The following is a 17,569-nucleotide window of genomic DNA, read 5'->3' as shown; positions in this document are numbered from 1 at the left end:
ATCAGCCGGGGTTACTCATAGGTCGAGTCCGCCGTTGATGTCGATAACTTCACCGGTAATGTAGCCCGATTCCTCACTGCTAAGGTAGCGAACAAGCCCTGCAATCTCGCTCACGTTAGCGAACCGGTCAAGTGGGATGTCCGCACGGATCTCGTCTTGAATCTCGTCCGGAATCGCTTCAACCATCTCCGTCACTGTGAAGCCGGGCGCGATGCAGTTCGCCGTTGCTCCCGCGTCTGCCAACTCGAGGGCAAGCGAGCGTGTGAAGCCGAACAGTCCACTTTTCGCGGCCGCATAATTCGCCTGGCCGACGTTCCCCTGTTTGCCGATCACGCTCGAGATGTTGATCACTCGTCCATCCTCAACGGACGTAAAATCGTCGTAGAACGCCTTGGTACAATTGAACGCCCCGTGCAGGGAAACGTCGATCACTCGATGCCAGTCGTCGTGATCCATATTGGCGAGCGTGCGATCACAGGTGATCCCGGCATTATTGACGAGGACGTTGATCGGACCAACCGAGTCCTGGACCGTCTCGCGCAGTGCGTTGACCTCGTTACGATCCGTGACATCGGCCTGGACCGGATGGGCCATCCCCTCGGTATCAGCTTCCGTAATTGCGTCAACGACCTCATGGGCGGCAGCCTCCGACGACCGATAGTTGACGATGACAGTCGCACCGTGACGGCCCAGTTCACTGGCGATGCCGCGTCCAATGCCACGCGATGCACCGGTGACGAGACATGTCCGACCTGCAAGCGGCTGACGAGCCGGTAGATCCAGCTCGGCCGGCCGTTCACGTTGCTCCCCCCTCATTGCTCTGCCTCCAGTCGCGGCGGGTGATCGGTCTGACCATCGTGTGAACTTTTTTCACCCCCCTCTGTTTCGATTGCAGAGAGCCAGTCATCGACCGTATACGTCCGTGCGGTGTCCGTATGCAACTGGTCTGTACAGGGGACGACCCCGCGGAGAGAGGCTGTCTCCATGTCTGCGTCAGTGGGCTCATCCTCGTACAGTGCTAGCGCTACGATCGGAACTCGTACTCGCTCACGTGATTCGTTGGCGCCAATTCCGAGTGGTGACGGTGGAACCTCCTGCCGACGGAAGGCTGGATCGAGCGTCACGTCGTGTTGGTCGGCCCAGCGTTCAAACTCGGTCACAAGTCCATGACGTGTCGGTTCATGTGTGTCGGCTGATTTACTGACCGCATAGTGCTCCGGCGGCCACGGTCTGATTCGACAATTGCTGATCTGTCCACGGTCACAGAGTTGCTGCAGTCGTTCGACGACAGCAGTTATCATCTCGGCAGTAGCTCCTGTAACGGTGGACCGTACATAACAGTCAACCCGAAGGTCGCTCTGTCTGGTAGTGGGGACGACCGAAGATTCGGCGAGTTTACCGGTTGACATACCCATCCTCCGTCCGGCGGACAAGATCCATCTCAACGAGTGACTCAAGTACGGCGAGGAGCGTGAGTTTCGGCAGTTCCAGACGCTGCTGGAGGTCAGTCGCTGTCGCTTCCTCCATAATGAGAAGGGACAGGTAGACCAGTTTGGCCTGTGGTGATGCGAGTTTACTCGGTACCGCTATCGGCTGTTCGTTCGTGGACATCATAGGCAAATGCCAGACATGATTATATAAATTCAGAGGTTATAAACGGACGACAAGTTTACTCCAAAAACAGCAAAGGAGATAGGTATTATTCGGTAATATCAAATGAATATAAACTAGTTAAGGTGGTGAACGGATTACTGACAATAATCTGTATAGATGGATCCCCGTTTCAGGATGTGCGTTTCCAATGAAGCAGAAGGGAGAGCAGCCATCTACTGCGCTGGCTGTATCTGAATCCAGCTGAAATGATGTCCACGAGTGACCGCTGTTTAGCGGCCAGCCGTGCGCGGTATATCCTGATTCCGATCTGGACAAACCGCATTCCGATACATGTAGTTACCGGACAAAGTTGTACGCCCAACATGGTTAGGCATATGCCTCGGTCAGCTATCGCAGAATTGATCTCAGTTGTTGCAACGTATCAACGACACCCAGTCAGAAAATATCCGGCCTGCTGTTCAGTTCGCAGAAGTAGCGAACGGCTATTTCACTCTGAAAGAGGGGACGGGAGTGGTGGGAGTAGACGAAGGGATCCGCCTAAACCGGACTAAAGCTGAGCACGCGCTCGCCAGTCGTCTCCGAGACAGTGATCTCGGGTTCGACCTCGAGTCCGTTCTCGATCGCCTCGAGATCGATCCCGACGATCTGTCCGGTGATCCGGACCGGCCCGAAGTCGACGACGGCCGTCGCGTACGGCGCATCCTCCTCGAACGCCGGCGTCGGGACGTGCGTGACGGTGAACGTGGCGACCTCGCCGGATTCGGGAAGGTCGACCTCCTCGAGGTCCGTGTTCCCGCAATCGGGACAGACCCGGCGTGGCGGCAGCGAGCCGTGACCGTTCGCACACTCGAGGTAGTACGCCTCGCCGTCTTCTGCGGCGTCGATCCACTCGTCGAAGCCGGCGTCTCGCGTCTGGGATTCGTTGTCGCTCATCAGTTATCGACCTCCAGGATGTGAACGGTCGCACTGGCGACCGTGCCACCCGCGTTGTGGGCGACGGCGGTCGTCCCGCTCTCGACGAATTCGCTGTTCGGGTGGTCGCCGGCGAGGAGCGTCGTGACTTCGGCGATCTGGGACGCGCCGGTCGCGCCGACCGGGTGGCCCTTGGCCTTCAGCCCGCCGGAGAGGTTGATCGGCGTCTCGCCGTCGGCGGTCGTCCGCCCGTCGCGGGCCGCCGAGATACCTTCCCCGACGGGGAAGAGATCCAGCGATTCGATCGCGAGCACTTCGGCGATAGTGAAACAGTCGTGGACCTCCGCGAAGTCCACGTCCGAGGCATCGATGTCGGCGTCGGCGTAGGCCTGCTCGCCGGCTTCGCGAGCGGCAGGCGAGCGTGCGAGATGCTCACGGTCGTGGAGGGCCATGCGGTCGCCGCCCTGACCGGTTCCCGTGATCGAGACGGGGGCCTCGAGGCCGTGCTCGTCCGCGTACTCCTCGCTCGTGAGGACGATCGCGGCGGCGCCGTCGGAGAGCGGACAGGAGTCGTAGAGGCCGAGCGGACTGGAGACCTGCGGGGCCTCGAGCACGTCGCTGACCTCGATCGCGCTCTGGTACTGGGCCTTCTCGTTGTTCAGCGCGTTCTCGTGGTTCTTGACGGCTACGTGGGCCAGATCCTCGTGTTCGCCGCCGTACTCGGAGAAGTAGGCCTGGGCCATCAGCGCGTACGCGCCCGGGAAGGTCATCCCGGCGCGTACTTCCCAGAGGTCGTCGGCGGCGATGGCGAGCGCTTCCGTCGCGCCCGCGGTGCCGAGGTTGGTCATCCGTTCGGCGCCGCCGACGAGGATCACGTCGTCCTCGCCGTTGCGGATCCGCATGACGGCGTCTCGAACGGCCGTCCCGCTCGAGGCACACGCCGATTCGTAGCGGGTTGCGGGTGCCTGAACGCCTGCGGCTTCGGCCATCAGCGGGCCGTGGTGGCCCTGATGCTCGGACAGTTCTCCCATGAAGTTGCCGTAGAGGAGGGCATCGACGTCGTCGCGGGGAACACCACTGTCTTCGAAGGCCGTAATGCTCGCTTCCGCGAAGAGGTCTCGGCTCGTTCGCTCGGGCGCGCTCCCGAACGGGGTCAGACCGACACCTGCGACACGTACGTTACTCATGTACACGCCTCTAGCGGGTCACTCCGTTAATAGTCCGCGGTTACTCTCGCGTCCGAACGTAACAGGGACTAGTAGTTCAGTATCGATCGCTCGAGAACGGTATCGAATCGCCTGAGCCCGTACGTTTATCACCGATTCTCCGTCAGAGTGTGTATGGAAACCGCTTCCTTCGATATCGATCTTCTCACGGAACTGACCGAGACGAGCGGCGTCCCCGGCTACGAGGACCGGATTCGGGACCTCGTGATCGACGAGTTCGCGGACAGCGTCGATCGGGTCCGCACCGACGCGATGGGGAACGTCGTCGGGACGCTCGAGGGTGACTCCGACTACTCCGTCGCGATCGCGGCCCATATGGACGAGATCGGCTTCATGGTACGCCACCGCAAAGGCGACGAAGACGGGTTCGGCTTCGTCGAACTCGATCCCCTCGGCGGCTGGGACGCGCGCATTCTCAAGGCTCAGCGCGTGACGATCCACACCGACGACGGCGACCTCCCGGGCGTCATCGGCTCCCCGCCCCCACACACCCTGACCGACGAGGAACGCGAGAAGACGCCAAAAGTCGAGGACGTCGTCGTCGACGTCGGACTCCCCTACGAGGATCTCGCGGAGCGCGTCTCGGTCGGCGACCTCGTCACGATGGACCAGACCACCGAGCGCGTCGGCGAGACGGTCACCGGCAAGGCCCTGGACGACCGCGTCTGCCTGTTCGCGATGCTCGAGGCGGCCCGTCGACTCGAGGACCCCGACGTGACGATCCACTTCTGTGCGACGGTACAGGAGGAAGTCGGCTTGCGCGGCGCACGCGCCCTCGGCGTCGACGTCGATCCGGACCTCGCGATCGCCCTCGACGTCACCGTGGCGAACGACGTTCCCGGCTTCGACGCCGGCAAACACGTCACCGAACTCGGCGACGGCGCGGCGATCAAGCTCAAAGACGGGAGCGTCATCACGAACCCGAAGGTCCACAAACGACTGCAGGGAGTCGCCGAGGCGGAGGAGATCGAGTTCCAGCACGAGATCCTGCCCGCCGGCGGTACCGACACCGCTGGCTTCCAGTTCTCGAGCGGCGCGAAACCCGTCGGTGCGATCTCGATCCCGACGCGCTACCTCCACACCCCGACCGAGGCCGCCCACGTCGACGATATCTCGGCGACGATCGATCTGCTCGAGGCCTTCCTCGCAAGCGAGGACGGTGACCACGAGTACACGCTCTGAGATGGAATCCGAGGCTGAAACCGAGTGAGACAGTTGTGAAAGATCGACGCTGTAGACCGTCCGTTCCGTCTGCCCGTACCGGGAACAAAGACAGTAACGAAAATCGGATACTTTCAACAGAGCCTTTTGATATTCCTGTCTCTCCCTACGTATGACATCTTCTGACGGTCCGGATCTGGACCGGATTTCGCCGCTCGCCTGGCGGTTGCTTCGGGTGGCGGCCGGATACGAGCAACGGGCGGTCGAACGGGAAGTCGACAGCCTCATGCAGGCCCACATCTCGATGCTCGAGAGCGGAAACCGATCGCTCTCCAAACCCCGTCGACGAACGCTACTCGAACTCTACAGCGAGGAACTCACCGAAGAACAAGTCCGGGCGATCGTTCGGCACTTTTAGCGGCTGGTCGGCGACTCTCCGCAGGATGTGACTCCATGACAAGACTTAAGGATAATAATGATAATCATCGACTGTATCAATGATACACGGACGAATCAGCCAGTCTAACAAGCGAATTATCCAGTTCCTCGCTGCAGTTATCGGAACGATCGTGATCGCTGCCGCACCGTCTCCAACCGGACTCTCGGTGGCGGGCCAGTACGCGATCGCGACGATGTTCTTCGCGGGCTTTCTCTGGGTGACCGGCACGCTACCGCTGGCGGTTACCGCGCTGACGATCCCGCTCTTGTTGACCGGCACTGGTGTCTACGGCGACATGGACGTCGCACTATCGGGGTTCGCCGATCACATCATCTTTCTGTTTCTGGCGGGCTTCATGCTCGCGAACGCGATCCAGAAGTACGACATCGATCGACGGATCGCACTGTACACCATCGCCAAGATGGGCAGTTCGCCGCGGCGACTGATCCTCGCGATCATGCTCGTGACCGCCGCGTTGTCGATGTGGGTCTCGAACACCGCGACTGCCGCGATGATGACGCCCATCGCGGTCGGCGTCCTCACGCAGGTGCTCGATCGCGACGATCTCGCGTCGGTCGACGATCCGGCTCCCGACGCTCGGCCGACCGAAACGGCCGCCGACGGCGGAACCGTCGAATCGGCGCCGACGCCCGAGTTCACGAATATCCAGATCTCGATGCTGCTGGGCACCGCCTACGCCGCGAGCGTCGGCGGCGTCGGCACGATCATCGGCACGCCGCCGAACGCGATCCTCGTGGGCCAACTGAACGCTATGTTGGACTACGAAATCGGGTTCGCCGACTGGTTTCTCGTCGGCTTCCCGATCGTTGTTATCACGCTCCCGCTCATCTGGTTCCTCCTCACCTACGTCCTCTACCCGCCCGAAGTTCCGAACGTCGCCGAGGCTCGAGTGACCGCCCGAGAGGAACTCGCGGCGGAGGGCGAACTCGGTCCGCGCGGCAAGCGGGTCGCGGCGATCTTCGCCGCGACGGCCGGTCTCTGGATGATCGGCGGTCTCGGTGAGTTCTTCGAGCCGTACCTCTCAAGCGCCTGGATGACGTCGCTGTTCGGCGGCGAGGGGACGACGGTCTTCGGCGTCGATGGCCACCAAGGGCTGCTGTACTACGTGATGGTCGGCGTCGCCGCGGTGCCCGCGCTCGTGTTGGCCGACACGATGGAGTGGGACGAACTGGTCGACATCGACTGGGGAACCCTGCTGCTGTTCGGCGGCGGCATCTCGCTGGCGAACGCCCTCGCGGACACGGGCGCGACCGAGTGGATCGCCGAGACGGTCTTCGGAGGGCTCGTCGGTGCGCCCATCCTTCTCGTCATCGGTGCGGTCGTTCTGCTGGTCGTCTTCCTGACCGAGATGACGTCGAACGCCGCGACGACGAGCATCATCGTGCCCGTCCTGATCAGTCTCGGGAGCGTCTTCTCGGCGACGCTCGGCCTCACCGACTTCTCGACGGCGCTGTTCCTCGCCGTGGCCGGGACGATCGCCGCGAGCTTTGCGTTCGCGCTCCCGGTCGCGACGCCGCCGAACGCCATCGTGTTCGGGAGCGGCTACGTCGAACAGCGCCACATGCTGCGGACGGGGCTCATCCTGAACGCCATCATGACCGCGGTTCTGACCGGGATCATCTGGTTCCTGTTCACCTTCGTCTGGCCACACATGCTGTGGTGAGCGGCCCGATCTGCGGCCGTGCCTCGGAGGCGGGGCCATCGTTGGCCGCCCCCGCAATCGACACCGGACGAACCGAGTCTGAACCGGGCACCGGCCTCACTCCGCAGCCCAGCGGCTGGAAGGGATACACCGTCCAGATCCTCGCCTGGCAGGTCGCCACGAGCGGCTGTTTTTACGCTATCTACGCGGTCACGCCGTTCGTTCGGGCACGGTTCGCGTTTCGACGACGCGTCTCGGATTCGCGTTGACCGCGCCGATGCTCGGTACACGGTCTGCGTCGCGCCCGTCGGACGCCTCGTCGACCGGTACGGGGAGGCCCGAGCGCTGGTCGTCGAGCTGATCGGCCTCGGAACGACGACAGTCCTCGCGACCGTCGTTCCGTCGTACCCCACCTTGCTGGGCGTCGTCGCCGTGCTGGGTGACTTCTACGCGACGGCCATTCCTGGAACGAGCAAGGCCGTCTTCAACGCGACCGGAAGAGCGGCTCAGCGTTTCGATGGGGATCAAGCAGACGGGCGTGACCGCCGGCAGCGGTCTCAGTTCGCTGCTGGTCTCCCTCAGCGCGGTGAGCGAGCGTCGGTCCGACCTCGAGCCGATCGCGACCGCGATCGAAATCGAGCTGTTCGCCCCGTCGTTCACGGAATCTCGTGAACCGTCAGCTCGACCTCCCGACGCCGGCCCTCGATATCTGCGACGAGCCGTTCGACGACTTTCTCGGCTTCCGTCAGGAGTTTCGGCTCGACCTTTCTGACGACCCAGTCCAGCGAGACGAACCGCGGCAGCGAGAGCGTGCTCTCGTCGGCCGAGTAGGGATCGTACTGCGCCTCGAAGTAGATTCGACTCGCCGTCTCGCTCCCCTCGGGAGCCGACTCCGGCTCCGGTTCGACGCGCCACTCGCCGCGGGCGTCGAGGTCGTTGACCAGGTGCCACTCGAGGGAGTCAGGCGCCGAGATAGCGGTCACCTTCGAGCGCGCCGTGTAGCTGAGTTTCCACCAGCCCAGTTCGAGGTCGTAGACGGAGCCGACGTCACCGTCTCCGTGTACGCGGACCGCTTTCAGGTGCTCGGAGTAGCGCGGATAGTTCGTGAACGCTCGCACGTACGGAAAGACCTCCTCTGGCGAGCGATAGGCGACGGTACTGAGGAGAATTCTGTCCACGGGTATCTCCGTGCTACGTCGGGACGGAAAGTAAGAATTGTCATCGTTTCGGTCGACTCGAGGCGGATTCCGACCGAGATAGGCCCGCATCCGGGTCACGGTGCGCTCGTTGAACCGGATCGGTCGCAAGTACGAACCTTCTATAGTCGCGACGGGCTACGAGGAGCCATGCGAGACGTCTGTATCGTCGGCGGGGGCGTCGCCGGCCTCGCCGCGTCGATCTTTACCGCGCGCGCCGGGCTCGACACCCTCGTCGTCGACGGCGGGGAGTCCATCCTCGCGCGCAACGCCAGCCTCGAGAACTTCCCCGGGTTCCCGAACGGGCTCGACGCCCGCCGGTACCTGCGACTGTCCCGCGAACAGGCCCGAAACGCCGGTGCCGCGTTCGAACTCGGACACGTAACGCACGTTCATCCGGTCGACGACACCGATCCCGAAGAATCCCAAGAGATCGGTGCGACGACCCGGGCGACCGATCTCGAGGACGGCTTCGTCCTCGAGACCGAGGGCGGCGAGCCGCTCGAGGCCCGGCGAGTGATCGCCGCCTCGTGGTCGAACAGCGACTACCTCGCCCCGCTGGACGTCGGCCGCAAACAGCGCGGCAACAAGCACTTCGTCGCGGTCGACGGGGCCGGACGGACGGCCGTCGACGGCATCTACGCCGCGGGTCGGATCGCCGACGAGCCCCACCAGGCAATCGTCGCGGCCGGCCACGGGGCGAAAGTCGGCCTCGCGGTTATCCACGACTCCGACGCGAACTTCTATCACGACTGGGTCGTCCCGGAGGGCTACTTCACCGAGCGCGGGATCGAGGTGCCGCCGGGCTGCGAGGAGATCGACGACGCCGAACGCCGCGAGCGCGACGAGCGCGCACGCGAAACGATTCGCGAGGCGTTCGCCGAACCGCTCGACGAGACGCCGACGATGCACCCCAGCGTCGAACGGGAGCGAGAGTGACCCCGAACGCGACGGGTGTTCGAACGCCGAGCGACGCCGAACTCGAGCGCACCGAGGTCGCGACGAGCGTGCGTTCACACTGGTTGTACTGTCCCCCGGTGAATTAACCGGGTGCGCGACGAACGCCGAACTAGCGATTTCGCAACTATGGACGGGGCGAACCGAGGGAATCGTGACCGGACGACTCTCGAGACGACCGCGGAACGGGACGCGTTCGGTGCCGCGACCCGATACGCTCGGGCGAACGACCTCTCGGTACCGGCGGAGTCGGCCTTCTTCGAGGCGCTCGAGGACGCTCGCCGAGAGATTTGCCACCGGTTCGTCCGCGGGCTCCTTCGCGGCGACCCGGAGGGCCTGCCCGACGTGCAGTTCGTGGGGCTCGAGCCGACAGCGACGGGATCGCCGGCCGTTCTGGACGACCCCGAACCGCTGTCGACCCTCGACGGCGCGCGACTGCAGTCACTCGCCGCGTCGCTTCCGGACGCGTGTCGGCAACTCGCGCTCCTTCCGCTGCCCGCCTCCGAGAGCGTCCTCCTCTCCCCGATCGCGGCCCGGCACGGCTACGACCGGTTCCGGCTGCGCGGGCCGGTTCGTCGCTGGTCCGTCGAGGGTGCGACGACGACCGTCGACCACCCCGTCGATCTCGTCCCGCTGCTCGAGCGCGAGGGCGCGTTCATCGACGCCGAGCAGGCCGACCGAATCCGCGCGGAGGTCGCCGAGAGCGTCGCCAATCTCGCGTTGGCACGGCTCGCGGCGAGCGGTCACGCGCGGGCGTGCGACGCGAATGGAAGTACCGAATCGTCACTCGCTACCGATTCGCCGCTCGAGGCCGTCGCTACCGATTCGCCGCTCGAGGCCGTCGCGACCGGGATCTCGGCCGCCGACGCCGCCGCTGCGTTCGAGCGGATCGTCACCGACGGCCACCCGTTTCACCCGAGCGGCAAGATCCGTCGCGGGATGAACGCCGCCGACGGCCTCGCGTACGCCCCCGAGTTCACCGACCGGATCGACCTCCGATTCGTCGCCGTCGACCGGGCGTACGCACTCGAGACGCAGGCGGAGACCGCTGGCGGCGACCGGCTGACCGAGCGGCTGTTCGCGACCTTCGAGGGACTCGAGGAGGCGCTCGAACGAGCGATACCGGCGGCGCGCGAGTCGGAGGCCTACGCCGTGATCCCCGTCCACCCGCTGCAGTTCCACCGGACGATTCCGGACCGCTACGCCGACCGAATCGGCGACGGTCGCGTCGCGCCGATCCCCGACTATACGCAGCCGGCGACGCCGCAGCTCAATCTCCGAACGGTGGTGCCCTACGAGACCGAGCGGACCGATACAACCGACGGAGCGCCGCCACACCTCAAACTCGCGATTCCGGTCCAGACGACGAACGTCGTTCGAACGCTGTCGCCCCACGCCGTGGCGAACGGGCCGCAGGTGACCGACGTGGTGCGAACGATCGCCGACCGCGAGTCGCTCGAGACGCTGGGGCTGCTTTCCGAACCCGCGGCGACCTGTTACTACCCGCCCGACGGTCCCCACGCGAGCGGCGACGGGTTCGACGACGCGCGGCACCTGTCGGGGCTCCTGCGGACGAATCCCGAGGCGCACCCGCTCGTCTCTGAGGGAACGTATTCCGTCGTGGCCTCGAGTCTCGTCGCCGAGTCGCCGGCGACGGGCCGCCCGCTCGTCCGTGACCTGATCGAGCGGTACGGCACGGCGATGGGGATTTCGGACGGCGAACACGCGGCGCTCGAGTTCCTCGAGCAGTACGCTGCCGTCGTCGTCCCGGATCAGCTTCGACTGCTGTGCAGCTACGGCGTCGCCCTCGAGAGCCACCTGCAGAACAGTCTTGTCGTCTTCGAGGGTGAGAGTGCGCGTCCGACGGCGACGCTCGTTCGCGACCTCGGCGGGATTCGAGTCCACGGCGGGCGACTCGAGGGGCACGGCCTCTCGATCGAGCCGTATCCGGACTCGGATCTGGACGCAGATGGTGAGCGGGATCTGTACCAGAAGCTGTACTACGCGCTCTTCCAGAACCACCTCGCGGAACTCGTCGCGACGATCAGTCACGAACTGGGCGTCGACGAGCGGGCCTGCTGGGCGCGGATCCGCGAGCAGTGTGAGCGAGGATTCGAGACGATTCGCGCCGACGCGACGGTGCCAGCGGATCGGATCCGACGCGACGAACGGGCGCTGTTCGCGGAACCGGCGACCCACAAGGCGCTGACCGCGATGCGGCTTCGCGGCAAGCGCCACGAGTACGTGACGAGCGAGGTCTCGAACCCGCTTTCTCCGACCGGACGGCAGCGGATCGACCTGCCCGAGGGGACGGAGTGATCGCCCGTATCCTTTTGCCCGATGTCCGCGTCGGTTCGGTCGATGGAGGTCGCCATCCTCACCGTCGGTGACGAAGTGCTCGCCGGGGACATCGCGAACACCAACGCACAGTGGCTCGCGACTCGACTGACCGACAGCGGCGCGACCGTCGCTGCGATTCTCACTATCCCGGACGACCGCGAACGCATCGTGGAGACGATCCGGGAGTGGAGGGACGCTTTCGACGCCGTTATCGTGACCGGCGGGCTCGGCGGCACCCACGACGACGTCACCGCCGACGCGCTCGCGGACGCCTTCGACCGCGACCTCGTCGTCGACGAATCCGTCCGACAGGACGTCCACGAGACCGTCGCGGACTACCGAGACCTGGATCCCGAGACGGTCACGCCCGAGGAACTGGATTTCGATGTCGACGCCTGGGCGGCGCTGCCCGACGGCAGTCGGCCGCTGCTCAATCCGGAGGGGCTCTGTCCCGGCTGCGTGCTCGAGACCGTGTACGCGTTCCCGGGCGTCCCCGCGGAGATGCGGGCGCTGTTCGAGGGGGTCGCTGCGGAGTTCAGCGGCGACGCGACCGCGAGGGTAGTCTACACCCCACAGCCGGAGGGGTCGATGGTCGACGCGATCGCCGACGTCCGCGACCGATTCGACGTGACGATCGGCAGCTATCCGGACACGGCGGGACGAAACCGACTGAAGGTGACCGGCACCGATCCCGAAACCGTCGACGCGGCCGTCGAGTGGCTCTCCGAACGGGTCGAACTGGTCGCGGACGAGTAGCGCGTTCGCCGTAGAAAGGCCACCCGGAGCGTCGACGACATCGGACGCTCCGGTCGGCGCGAATTCGGACGATGCCTCGCTACGCTTAACATACCCGAAAGAGAACACCAAACGAATGCTCGAGGGAGTCAACGTCGCGCTCGGGGTGACGGGATCGATCGCGGCCGTCAAGACGGTCGAACTGGCCCACGAGTTGCGACGCCAGGGCGCCGAGGTGCGAGGTGTGATGACCGGCAGCGCACGGGGGATCATCCACCCGTGGGCGGTCGAGTTCGCCACCGAGAACGACGTCGTCACCGAGATCACGGGGAGCGTCGAACACGTCGAACTGTGCGGGTACGACGGCTGGGCCGACGTCCTGCTCGTCGCACCGGCGACGGCCAACACGGTCGGCAAGATCGCCGGCGCGGTCGACGATACGCCAGTGACGACGACGGCGACGACCGCACTCGGGGCCGGAACGCCCGTCGTGATCGCGCCCGCGATGCACGAGCCGATGTACGACCACCCGGGCGTCCTCGAGGCCATCGACACCGTCTCGGAGTGGGGCGTCGAGTTCGTCGACCCGCGCATCGAGGAGGGGAAAGCCAAGATCGCCAGCGAGGCGGCCATCGTCTCCGACGTGGCCCGTGCGGCGGGCGAAGGCTCGCTCGAGGGGAAACACGTCGTCGTCACCAGCGGCGCGACGGGCGAGGCGATCGATCCCGTCCGCGTGCTCACGAACCGCTCGTCGGGGAAGATGGGCCGGGCCGTCGCGAGGGCCTGCTACGCGCGTGGCGCCGACGTGACGCTCGTTCACGGGTTCGTGGGTCCACAGCCGGTGACGCGGAATGCGGACCCGCCCGAAACCGACGACGACGGCAACGTCCCCTACGCCACCGTCGAACACGTCGAGAGTGCGAGCGAGATGCTCGAGGCCACGCGGGAGGCCTGCGAAACGGCCGATACGCTGGTCTCGGCGGCCGCGATCGGCGACTACACCGCCGAGACGAGCGCGGAGAAGATCCGTTCGGGCCAGGACCTCACGCTCTCGCTCGAACCGACGCCGAAACTCATCGACGAAATCCGCGACGAGCGGCCAAACCTGCCGATCGTCGGCTTCAAGACGGAAACCTCGGGCGACGAGACGGCGATGATCGAGCAGGCGCGACGGACGCTCGAGCGCGCTGGCCTGGCGTTCGTCGTCGCCAACGACGCCAGCGTGATGGGTGCGGATCGAACGAAAGCGCTGTTAGTCCACGACGAAGACGCCGCCCGCTACGAGGGAACGAAGGCGGGACTGGCCGGCGAGATCGCCGATTCGGTCGCGGCGATCGTCGGGAGCGCGAACGCGGTATAGCGGAACCGGTCCGGACGTTCTTTCCTTCACTCATCGTCCGTCAGGAGAGTTATATAGGTGGGGTTCCTGCCACGAATTAACAGGTATGCGACCGGTTTCAGCTGCAGACTCGACTTCGGCGTCGGACCCTCTCTCCGATTCCGACAGTCTCGATTTGAGACCGACCGGCGCAGTGAGGTGATCTGTGGTGGCTCAACAACAACAATCTGATAATATCGACGACAGCGGTCCGCTATCGAAAGGCGAAATCTTCGAAGTGTTGCGCAACCAGCGACGGCGCTACGTCCTCCAGTATCTGAAACAGGACACCCGGCCCGTCGAACTCGGCGACCTCGCACAGCAGGTCGCCGCCTGGGAGTACGAGACGACCCTCGATGACGTCACCCCCGAACAGCGAAAGCGCGTCTACACGACCCTCCAGCAGACGCACCTGCCGAAGATGGACCAGTCGGGGATCCTCCTGTTCGATTCCGACGACGGCGTGATCGAAGCCACCGATCGGACGCGCGACATCAGCATCTATCTCGAGATCGTTCCCGGCCACGAGTTCGCGTGGCGCGAACTCTATCTCTCGCTCGGGGCGATCAGTTCCGCACTCGTCGCTGCGCTGTGGCTCGAGATCTACCCCCTAACGCTGCTCTCGGATCTGACCTGGACCGGGATCATCGCCGTGACGTTCACCCTGACCGCGGCGGTTCACATTTACTACGAGCGCAACATGCGACTCGGCCACGGCGAACAGCCGCCCGAACTCAGTTACGGCAGCGACGACTGACCCTCTCGTCGCGACCCGATTTCGAACCGCTCGTCGCAATCTCGCGTCTAGTGGCTGCGCTACCGGCTCTGAGACGCAACGTGCCGGCTCTGACGGCCGCACCCGGACATGACAGGGAGTCGACCATGCCTCGAGTGGATCGTCAACTTTTACTCCGAGACCACCAGACCCACGACATGGATCAGTTGAAGCGGTCGCTTCTCGAGGCGCCGATCATCGAGAAAAACGGCTACCACTACTTCGTACACCCCATCAGCGACGGGGTTCCGAAGCTCGATCCGGGACTGCTCCGGGAGATCGTCATCCGCATCATTCGGAAAGCGAAACTCGAGGAAGTCGACCGGATCGTCACGCCGGCGGCGATGGGTATCCACATCTCCACCGCCGTCTCGCTGATGACCGACATTCCGCTGACCGTCATCCGGAAGCGACAGTACGGCCTCGACGACGAGGTCGCGATCTCCCAGAAAACGGGCTACTCGGAGAACGAGATGTACATCAACGACGTCCGCGAGGGCGAGCGCGTGCTGGTGCTCGACGACGTCCTCTCGACGGGCGGCACGCTCGCAGCGGTCCTCGATGCGCTCGGCGAGATCGGTGCGGAAGTCGTCGACACCGTCGCCGTCATCAAGAAAGTCGGCGGGGAGAACAAGGCCAGAGACGCCGGCTACGACATCAAGACGCTGATCAACGTCGACGTCGTCGACGGTGAAGTCGTCATCGTCGACGAAAACGGCGATTGACCGACGGCCCGAGTCGGAACCGTTCCAGACGACGACTCGACACACCGGCCTCGGTGGGACTCGAGCCGTGTGACCGTCATCGATCGCGAGCCATCGTTTCGGTGGCAGACCGATGCGTCGGGTTCGGTAGACGACCCACCCTACTAGTTAGCGTTCACTCGAACTACTGTTGTCGCCCGAGCAGTGATCCACTTTCGGCTCGTCCGTTTCGGCGCAATTCGCCCGTCTCGATTACTCGAAGCGAGACGCTCTCAATTTACACTATTCTTCAGAACATATATTAATTATCGATATTATGTTGTATTAAATTGACGGAAAAATCCGACTATCACAATTTACAAATCTTTGTTTGTTTCTTCCACCAATACTGGTCATCCCCAGACAAACGTATCCACAAATGCACTCCTTTTGGAGTATAATTGCCTTAAAATGTACACTACTGTACACGGCAGTACTTGACTAAGTAAAAAACCATACATATATATGTCTTCGAAATACACCAATCATCCATGGTCAGGAATACCAAACAATCGCGGTCAGCGATCAAGCGACGCCGTCTCCTTCAAGGTGCAGGTGCAGCAGGTATTACCGCAATCGCCGGTTGCCTCGGTGGCAGCGACGATGAAGCAACGTTCGACGTGACGATGGAAGTCAACGCGGACAACGACGATCGCGTCCAGATGGTCGAGTTGATCGCGGAGTCGATGGAGCAGTCCGGCTACTTCAACGTCGACGTCGAGACCTTCGAATGGGGTGACTACGTCCAACGAGTGATGGACACCGAATACGGCAACGAAGGGGTCCTCCCCTGCATCGGTCTAGGCGGGACCTTCAGCCCGCACAGTTTCTGCGAGGCGCTCCACCACAGCGACAACCACGGCCAGTGTTGTAATCTGGTCGGCGTCAACGTTTCCGAGCTCGACGAAGCCCTCGACGCCGCACGCTTCGGCGCCGACGTCGCGGAAGACGACGAACTCCGCCGCGAGCGCTACGACGAGGTCTGGAGCCTGCTCGCCGACGTTCGAGCGAGTTCGATCACGCACTTCGACCTCGAGGCGGGTGTGGTCAACACCGACGTCCACGGCTACCGCCACTGGCCGTTCCAGCAGACGCTGATTGGGAACTTTATGTACCTGCCGACGGAAGAGCAGGTCACGTGGATCGACCGCAGCGACGCGACGCCCGACGAAACCGACCTCTCCGACCTTCAGGAGGGAGACACCATCAGAATCGGTATCGCGGAGAACCCCTCTTCGTTCGATCCGCCCTACAGCACCGATACGACGTCGACCATCGCCCAGGACCTGATCTTCGAGACGCTGGTTCGAAACGACTCCGAAGGGGTGCTCTACCCGTGGCTCGCCGAAAGCTACGAACTGGTTGAGACCAACGACATCGAACGGGTTGATTACGCCGACTACATGGAGACCGTCAGTGTCGAGGAGGATATCCCCGATCACGACGGCCAGGTCTATATCACCCACCCCGAGGACAACCCCGCCGAGGACGACGAGGTTCGGATCCTCACTCGAGACGGCGCCGCCGCCGCGATCGAAGACGGCGTCTTCGGTATGCAGTACCGCTACACGCTCCGCGAGGGCGTCGAATTCCACGACGGGACGGAGATGACGGCCGAAGACGTCGTCGCCTCCGGGTTCCGTCAGGAAAGCTCCGACATCAGCGCACAGACGTTCAACTCCACGCTGTACTACGACGAAGTCGACGAGTACACGGTCGACATCTACGCGCAGATCCCCGACGCCGAAGCAGAGCGTAACCTGCCGCCGAGCGCGGTCATGCCGAAAGAGTACGCCGAGATGGAAGCGAGTGCGATCGACCCGCGACAGAGCGTCGACCAGCCGATCGGTACCGGTCCGTACGAGCTCGTCGAGTTCGACGAACAGCAGTATATCGAGTACTCGAAATTCGACAGCTACTGGGTCGAGCAGATGGGCGTCGACTCGATCGACTGGTTCGACGGGCCATCGGGATTCCCGGACGGTCCGGTCATCGACACCGTCGAAATGAGTATCGTTCCGGAAAACTCCAGCCGATCCGCGGCGCTCCAGAGCGACGAAATCGACATGACCTACGGGCTGACGACGGACACGCTCGACGAGTACGACGAGTCCGACGACTACATCGTCGACTCGGTCGAAGCGGGCGGCTACGAGTACATCCAGTACCCGCTCAACGTCGAACCGTGGGACGACGAACGACTCCGAAAGGCCGTTAACCACCTCGTTCCCCGTCAGAACATCGTCGACAATGTCCTGAACGGCTGGGCGCGCCCGGCGTGGACGGACATTCCGTCGCTCGCACAGGGGACCGGGACGGCGGACTACGACGCTCTCGAATCGGAGATCAAACCGCAAAACGAGTACGACCCTGAGCGGGCAGAGGAACTGATCGAAGAAGTGATCGAGGACCACGACCTCTAACCCGACT

17 protein-coding genes are annotated in these 17,569 nt (G+C 63.7%); 10 read left to right on the top strand and 7 right to left on the bottom strand.

The features are described 5' to 3' along the window. Positions 1–15 precede the first annotated feature (15 nt). The 5 genes from fabG to ACSFC7_RS09925 all read right to left on the bottom strand — a co-directional run bounded on the left by fabG (position 16) and on the right by ACSFC7_RS09925 (position 3,713). Positions 16–816: a 3-oxoacyl-ACP reductase FabG gene (gene fabG, locus ACSFC7_RS09945; RefSeq protein WP_436347552.1), complete on the bottom strand. Its 801-nt coding sequence runs from the start codon at positions 814–816 to the stop codon at positions 16–18. After that, positions 813–1,409, bottom strand: a complete 597-nt coding sequence (locus ACSFC7_RS09940) for an HTH domain-containing protein (protein ID WP_436347551.1) — start codon at positions 1,407–1,409, stop codon at positions 813–815. Before ACSFC7_RS09940 ends, fabG begins: the two co-directional genes overlap by 4 nt. Further along, entirely contained in the window at positions 1,396–1,614 is a 219-nt protein-coding gene (locus ACSFC7_RS09935; protein WP_436347550.1) for a helix-turn-helix domain-containing protein, read from the bottom strand. The genes ACSFC7_RS09940 and ACSFC7_RS09935 overlap by 14 nt, the downstream gene beginning before the upstream one ends. Positions 1,615–2,151: 537 nt before the next feature. Beyond that, complete coding sequence (locus ACSFC7_RS09930) at positions 2,152–2,547, bottom strand: Zn-ribbon domain-containing OB-fold protein (RefSeq protein ID WP_436347549.1); 396 nt, start codon at positions 2,545–2,547, stop codon at positions 2,152–2,154. Then, complete coding sequence (locus ACSFC7_RS09925; RefSeq protein WP_436347548.1) at positions 2,547–3,713, bottom strand: thiolase domain-containing protein; 1,167 nt, start codon at positions 3,711–3,713, stop codon at positions 2,547–2,549. Before ACSFC7_RS09925 ends, ACSFC7_RS09930 begins: the two co-directional genes overlap by 1 nt. Positions 3,714–3,866: 153 nt before the next feature. Here ACSFC7_RS09925 and ACSFC7_RS09920 point away from each other — a divergent pair, with 153 nt between their 5' ends. From ACSFC7_RS09920 to ACSFC7_RS09910, 3 genes are all read left to right on the top strand, one after another. Next, positions 3,867–4,934 (top strand): M42 family metallopeptidase, encoded by a 1,068-nt coding sequence (locus ACSFC7_RS09920; RefSeq protein WP_436347547.1) that lies wholly within the window; start codon positions 3,867–3,869, stop codon positions 4,932–4,934. A 151-nt stretch (positions 4,935–5,085) separates the two neighbouring features. Continuing rightward, positions 5,086–5,331, top strand: a complete 246-nt coding sequence (locus ACSFC7_RS09915) for a hypothetical protein (RefSeq protein WP_436347546.1) — start codon at positions 5,086–5,088, stop codon at positions 5,329–5,331. A 79-nt stretch (positions 5,332–5,410) separates the two neighbouring features. Further along, on the top strand, positions 5,411–7,036 hold the full coding sequence (locus ACSFC7_RS09910; RefSeq protein WP_436347545.1) for an SLC13 family permease: 1,626 nt from the start codon (positions 5,411–5,413) through the stop codon (positions 7,034–7,036). A gap of 189 nt (positions 7,037–7,225) precedes the next feature. On the opposite strand, the gene ACSFC7_RS09905 is transcribed toward ACSFC7_RS09910, so the two are convergent. Together ACSFC7_RS09905 and ACSFC7_RS09900 are read right to left on the bottom strand one after the other, a co-directional pair. Further along, positions 7,226–7,675, bottom strand: coding sequence for a hypothetical protein (locus tag ACSFC7_RS09905; RefSeq protein WP_436347544.1), 450 nt, complete (start codon positions 7,673–7,675; stop codon positions 7,226–7,228). After that, positions 7,672–8,193 (bottom strand): SRPBCC family protein, encoded by a 522-nt coding sequence (locus tag ACSFC7_RS09900; RefSeq protein WP_436347543.1) that lies wholly within the window; start codon positions 8,191–8,193, stop codon positions 7,672–7,674. Before ACSFC7_RS09900 ends, ACSFC7_RS09905 begins: the two co-directional genes overlap by 4 nt. A gap of 168 nt (positions 8,194–8,361) precedes the next feature. On the opposite strand from ACSFC7_RS09900, the gene ACSFC7_RS09895 reads away from it, so the two are divergent. From ACSFC7_RS09895 to ACSFC7_RS09865, 7 genes are all read left to right on the top strand, one after another. Next, a complete protein-coding gene (locus ACSFC7_RS09895; RefSeq protein ID WP_436347542.1) occupies positions 8,362–9,150 on the top strand; it encodes an FAD-binding protein in 789 nt (262 codons plus the stop codon). Positions 9,151–9,297: 147 nt separating this feature from the next. Next, positions 9,298–11,487 carry an IucA/IucC family protein gene (locus ACSFC7_RS09890; RefSeq protein WP_436347541.1) on the top strand — a complete coding sequence of 730 codons (2,190 nt, stop codon included), beginning with the start codon at positions 9,298–9,300 and terminating at the stop codon, positions 11,485–11,487. Between the two features lie 42 nt (positions 11,488–11,529). Beyond that, complete coding sequence (locus tag ACSFC7_RS09885; protein WP_436347540.1) at positions 11,530–12,264, top strand: competence/damage-inducible protein A; 735 nt, start codon at positions 11,530–11,532, stop codon at positions 12,262–12,264. A 115-nt stretch (positions 12,265–12,379) separates the two neighbouring features. After that, positions 12,380–13,603 (top strand): bifunctional phosphopantothenoylcysteine decarboxylase/phosphopantothenate--cysteine ligase CoaBC, encoded by a 1,224-nt coding sequence (gene coaBC / locus ACSFC7_RS09880; RefSeq protein WP_436347539.1) that lies wholly within the window; start codon positions 12,380–12,382, stop codon positions 13,601–13,603. A 187-nt stretch (positions 13,604–13,790) separates the two neighbouring features. Further along, positions 13,791–14,378: a DUF7344 domain-containing protein gene (locus ACSFC7_RS09875; RefSeq protein WP_436347538.1), complete on the top strand. Its 588-nt coding sequence runs from the start codon at positions 13,791–13,793 to the stop codon at positions 14,376–14,378. 176 nt (positions 14,379–14,554) lie between these two features. Next, positions 14,555–15,121: a hypoxanthine/guanine phosphoribosyltransferase gene (hpt, locus tag ACSFC7_RS09870; RefSeq protein ID WP_436347537.1), complete on the top strand. Its 567-nt coding sequence runs from the start codon at positions 14,555–14,557 to the stop codon at positions 15,119–15,121. Positions 15,122–15,630: 509 nt separating this feature from the next. Next, positions 15,631–17,562 (top strand): ABC transporter substrate-binding protein, encoded by a 1,932-nt coding sequence (locus ACSFC7_RS09865; protein ID WP_436347536.1) that lies wholly within the window; start codon positions 15,631–15,633, stop codon positions 17,560–17,562. The last annotated feature ends 7 nt before the right edge of the window (positions 17,563–17,569 follow it).

It is taken from the genome of Natronorubrum halobium (assembly GCF_051351675.1).
GTDB lineage: Archaea > Halobacteriota > Halobacteria > Halobacteriales > Natrialbaceae > Natronorubrum.
The sequence above is the reverse complement of the archived record's forward strand: the minus strand, read 5'-3'. Positions and strand labels throughout refer to the sequence as shown.

What these genes read in the sequence shown, in the direction of transcription:
- fabG (WP_436347552.1), bottom strand. Translation starts at nt 816, where the DNA reads ATGAGGGGGGAGCAACGTGAACGGCCGGCCGAGCTGGATCTACCGGCT.
- ACSFC7_RS09940 (WP_436347551.1), bottom strand. Translation starts at nt 1,409, where the DNA reads ATGTCAACCGGTAAACTCGCCGAATCTTCGGTCGTCCCCACTACCAGA.
- ACSFC7_RS09935 (WP_436347550.1), bottom strand. Translation starts at nt 1,614, where the DNA reads ATGATGTCCACGAACGAACAGCCGATAGCGGTACCGAGTAAACTCGCA.
- ACSFC7_RS09930 (WP_436347549.1), bottom strand. Translation starts at nt 2,547, where the DNA reads ATGAGCGACAACGAATCCCAGACGCGAGACGCCGGCTTCGACGAGTGG.
- ACSFC7_RS09925 (WP_436347548.1), bottom strand. Translation starts at nt 3,713, where the DNA reads ATGAGTAACGTACGTGTCGCAGGTGTCGGTCTGACCCCGTTCGGGAGC.
- ACSFC7_RS09920 (WP_436347547.1), top strand. Translation starts at nt 3,867, where the DNA reads ATGGAAACCGCTTCCTTCGATATCGATCTTCTCACGGAACTGACCGAG.
- ACSFC7_RS09915 (WP_436347546.1), top strand. Translation starts at nt 5,086, where the DNA reads ATGACATCTTCTGACGGTCCGGATCTGGACCGGATTTCGCCGCTCGCC.
- ACSFC7_RS09910 (WP_436347545.1), top strand. Translation starts at nt 5,411, where the DNA reads ATGATACACGGACGAATCAGCCAGTCTAACAAGCGAATTATCCAGTTC.
- ACSFC7_RS09895 (WP_436347542.1), top strand. Translation starts at nt 8,362, where the DNA reads ATGCGAGACGTCTGTATCGTCGGCGGGGGCGTCGCCGGCCTCGCCGCG.
- ACSFC7_RS09890 (WP_436347541.1), top strand. Translation starts at nt 9,298, where the DNA reads ATGGACGGGGCGAACCGAGGGAATCGTGACCGGACGACTCTCGAGACG.
- ACSFC7_RS09885 (WP_436347540.1), top strand. Translation starts at nt 11,530, where the DNA reads ATGGAGGTCGCCATCCTCACCGTCGGTGACGAAGTGCTCGCCGGGGAC.
- coaBC (WP_436347539.1), top strand. Translation starts at nt 12,380, where the DNA reads ATGCTCGAGGGAGTCAACGTCGCGCTCGGGGTGACGGGATCGATCGCG.
- hpt (WP_436347537.1), top strand. Translation starts at nt 14,555, where the DNA reads ATGGATCAGTTGAAGCGGTCGCTTCTCGAGGCGCCGATCATCGAGAAA.
- ACSFC7_RS09865 (WP_436347536.1), top strand. Translation starts at nt 15,631, where the DNA reads ATGGTCAGGAATACCAAACAATCGCGGTCAGCGATCAAGCGACGCCGT.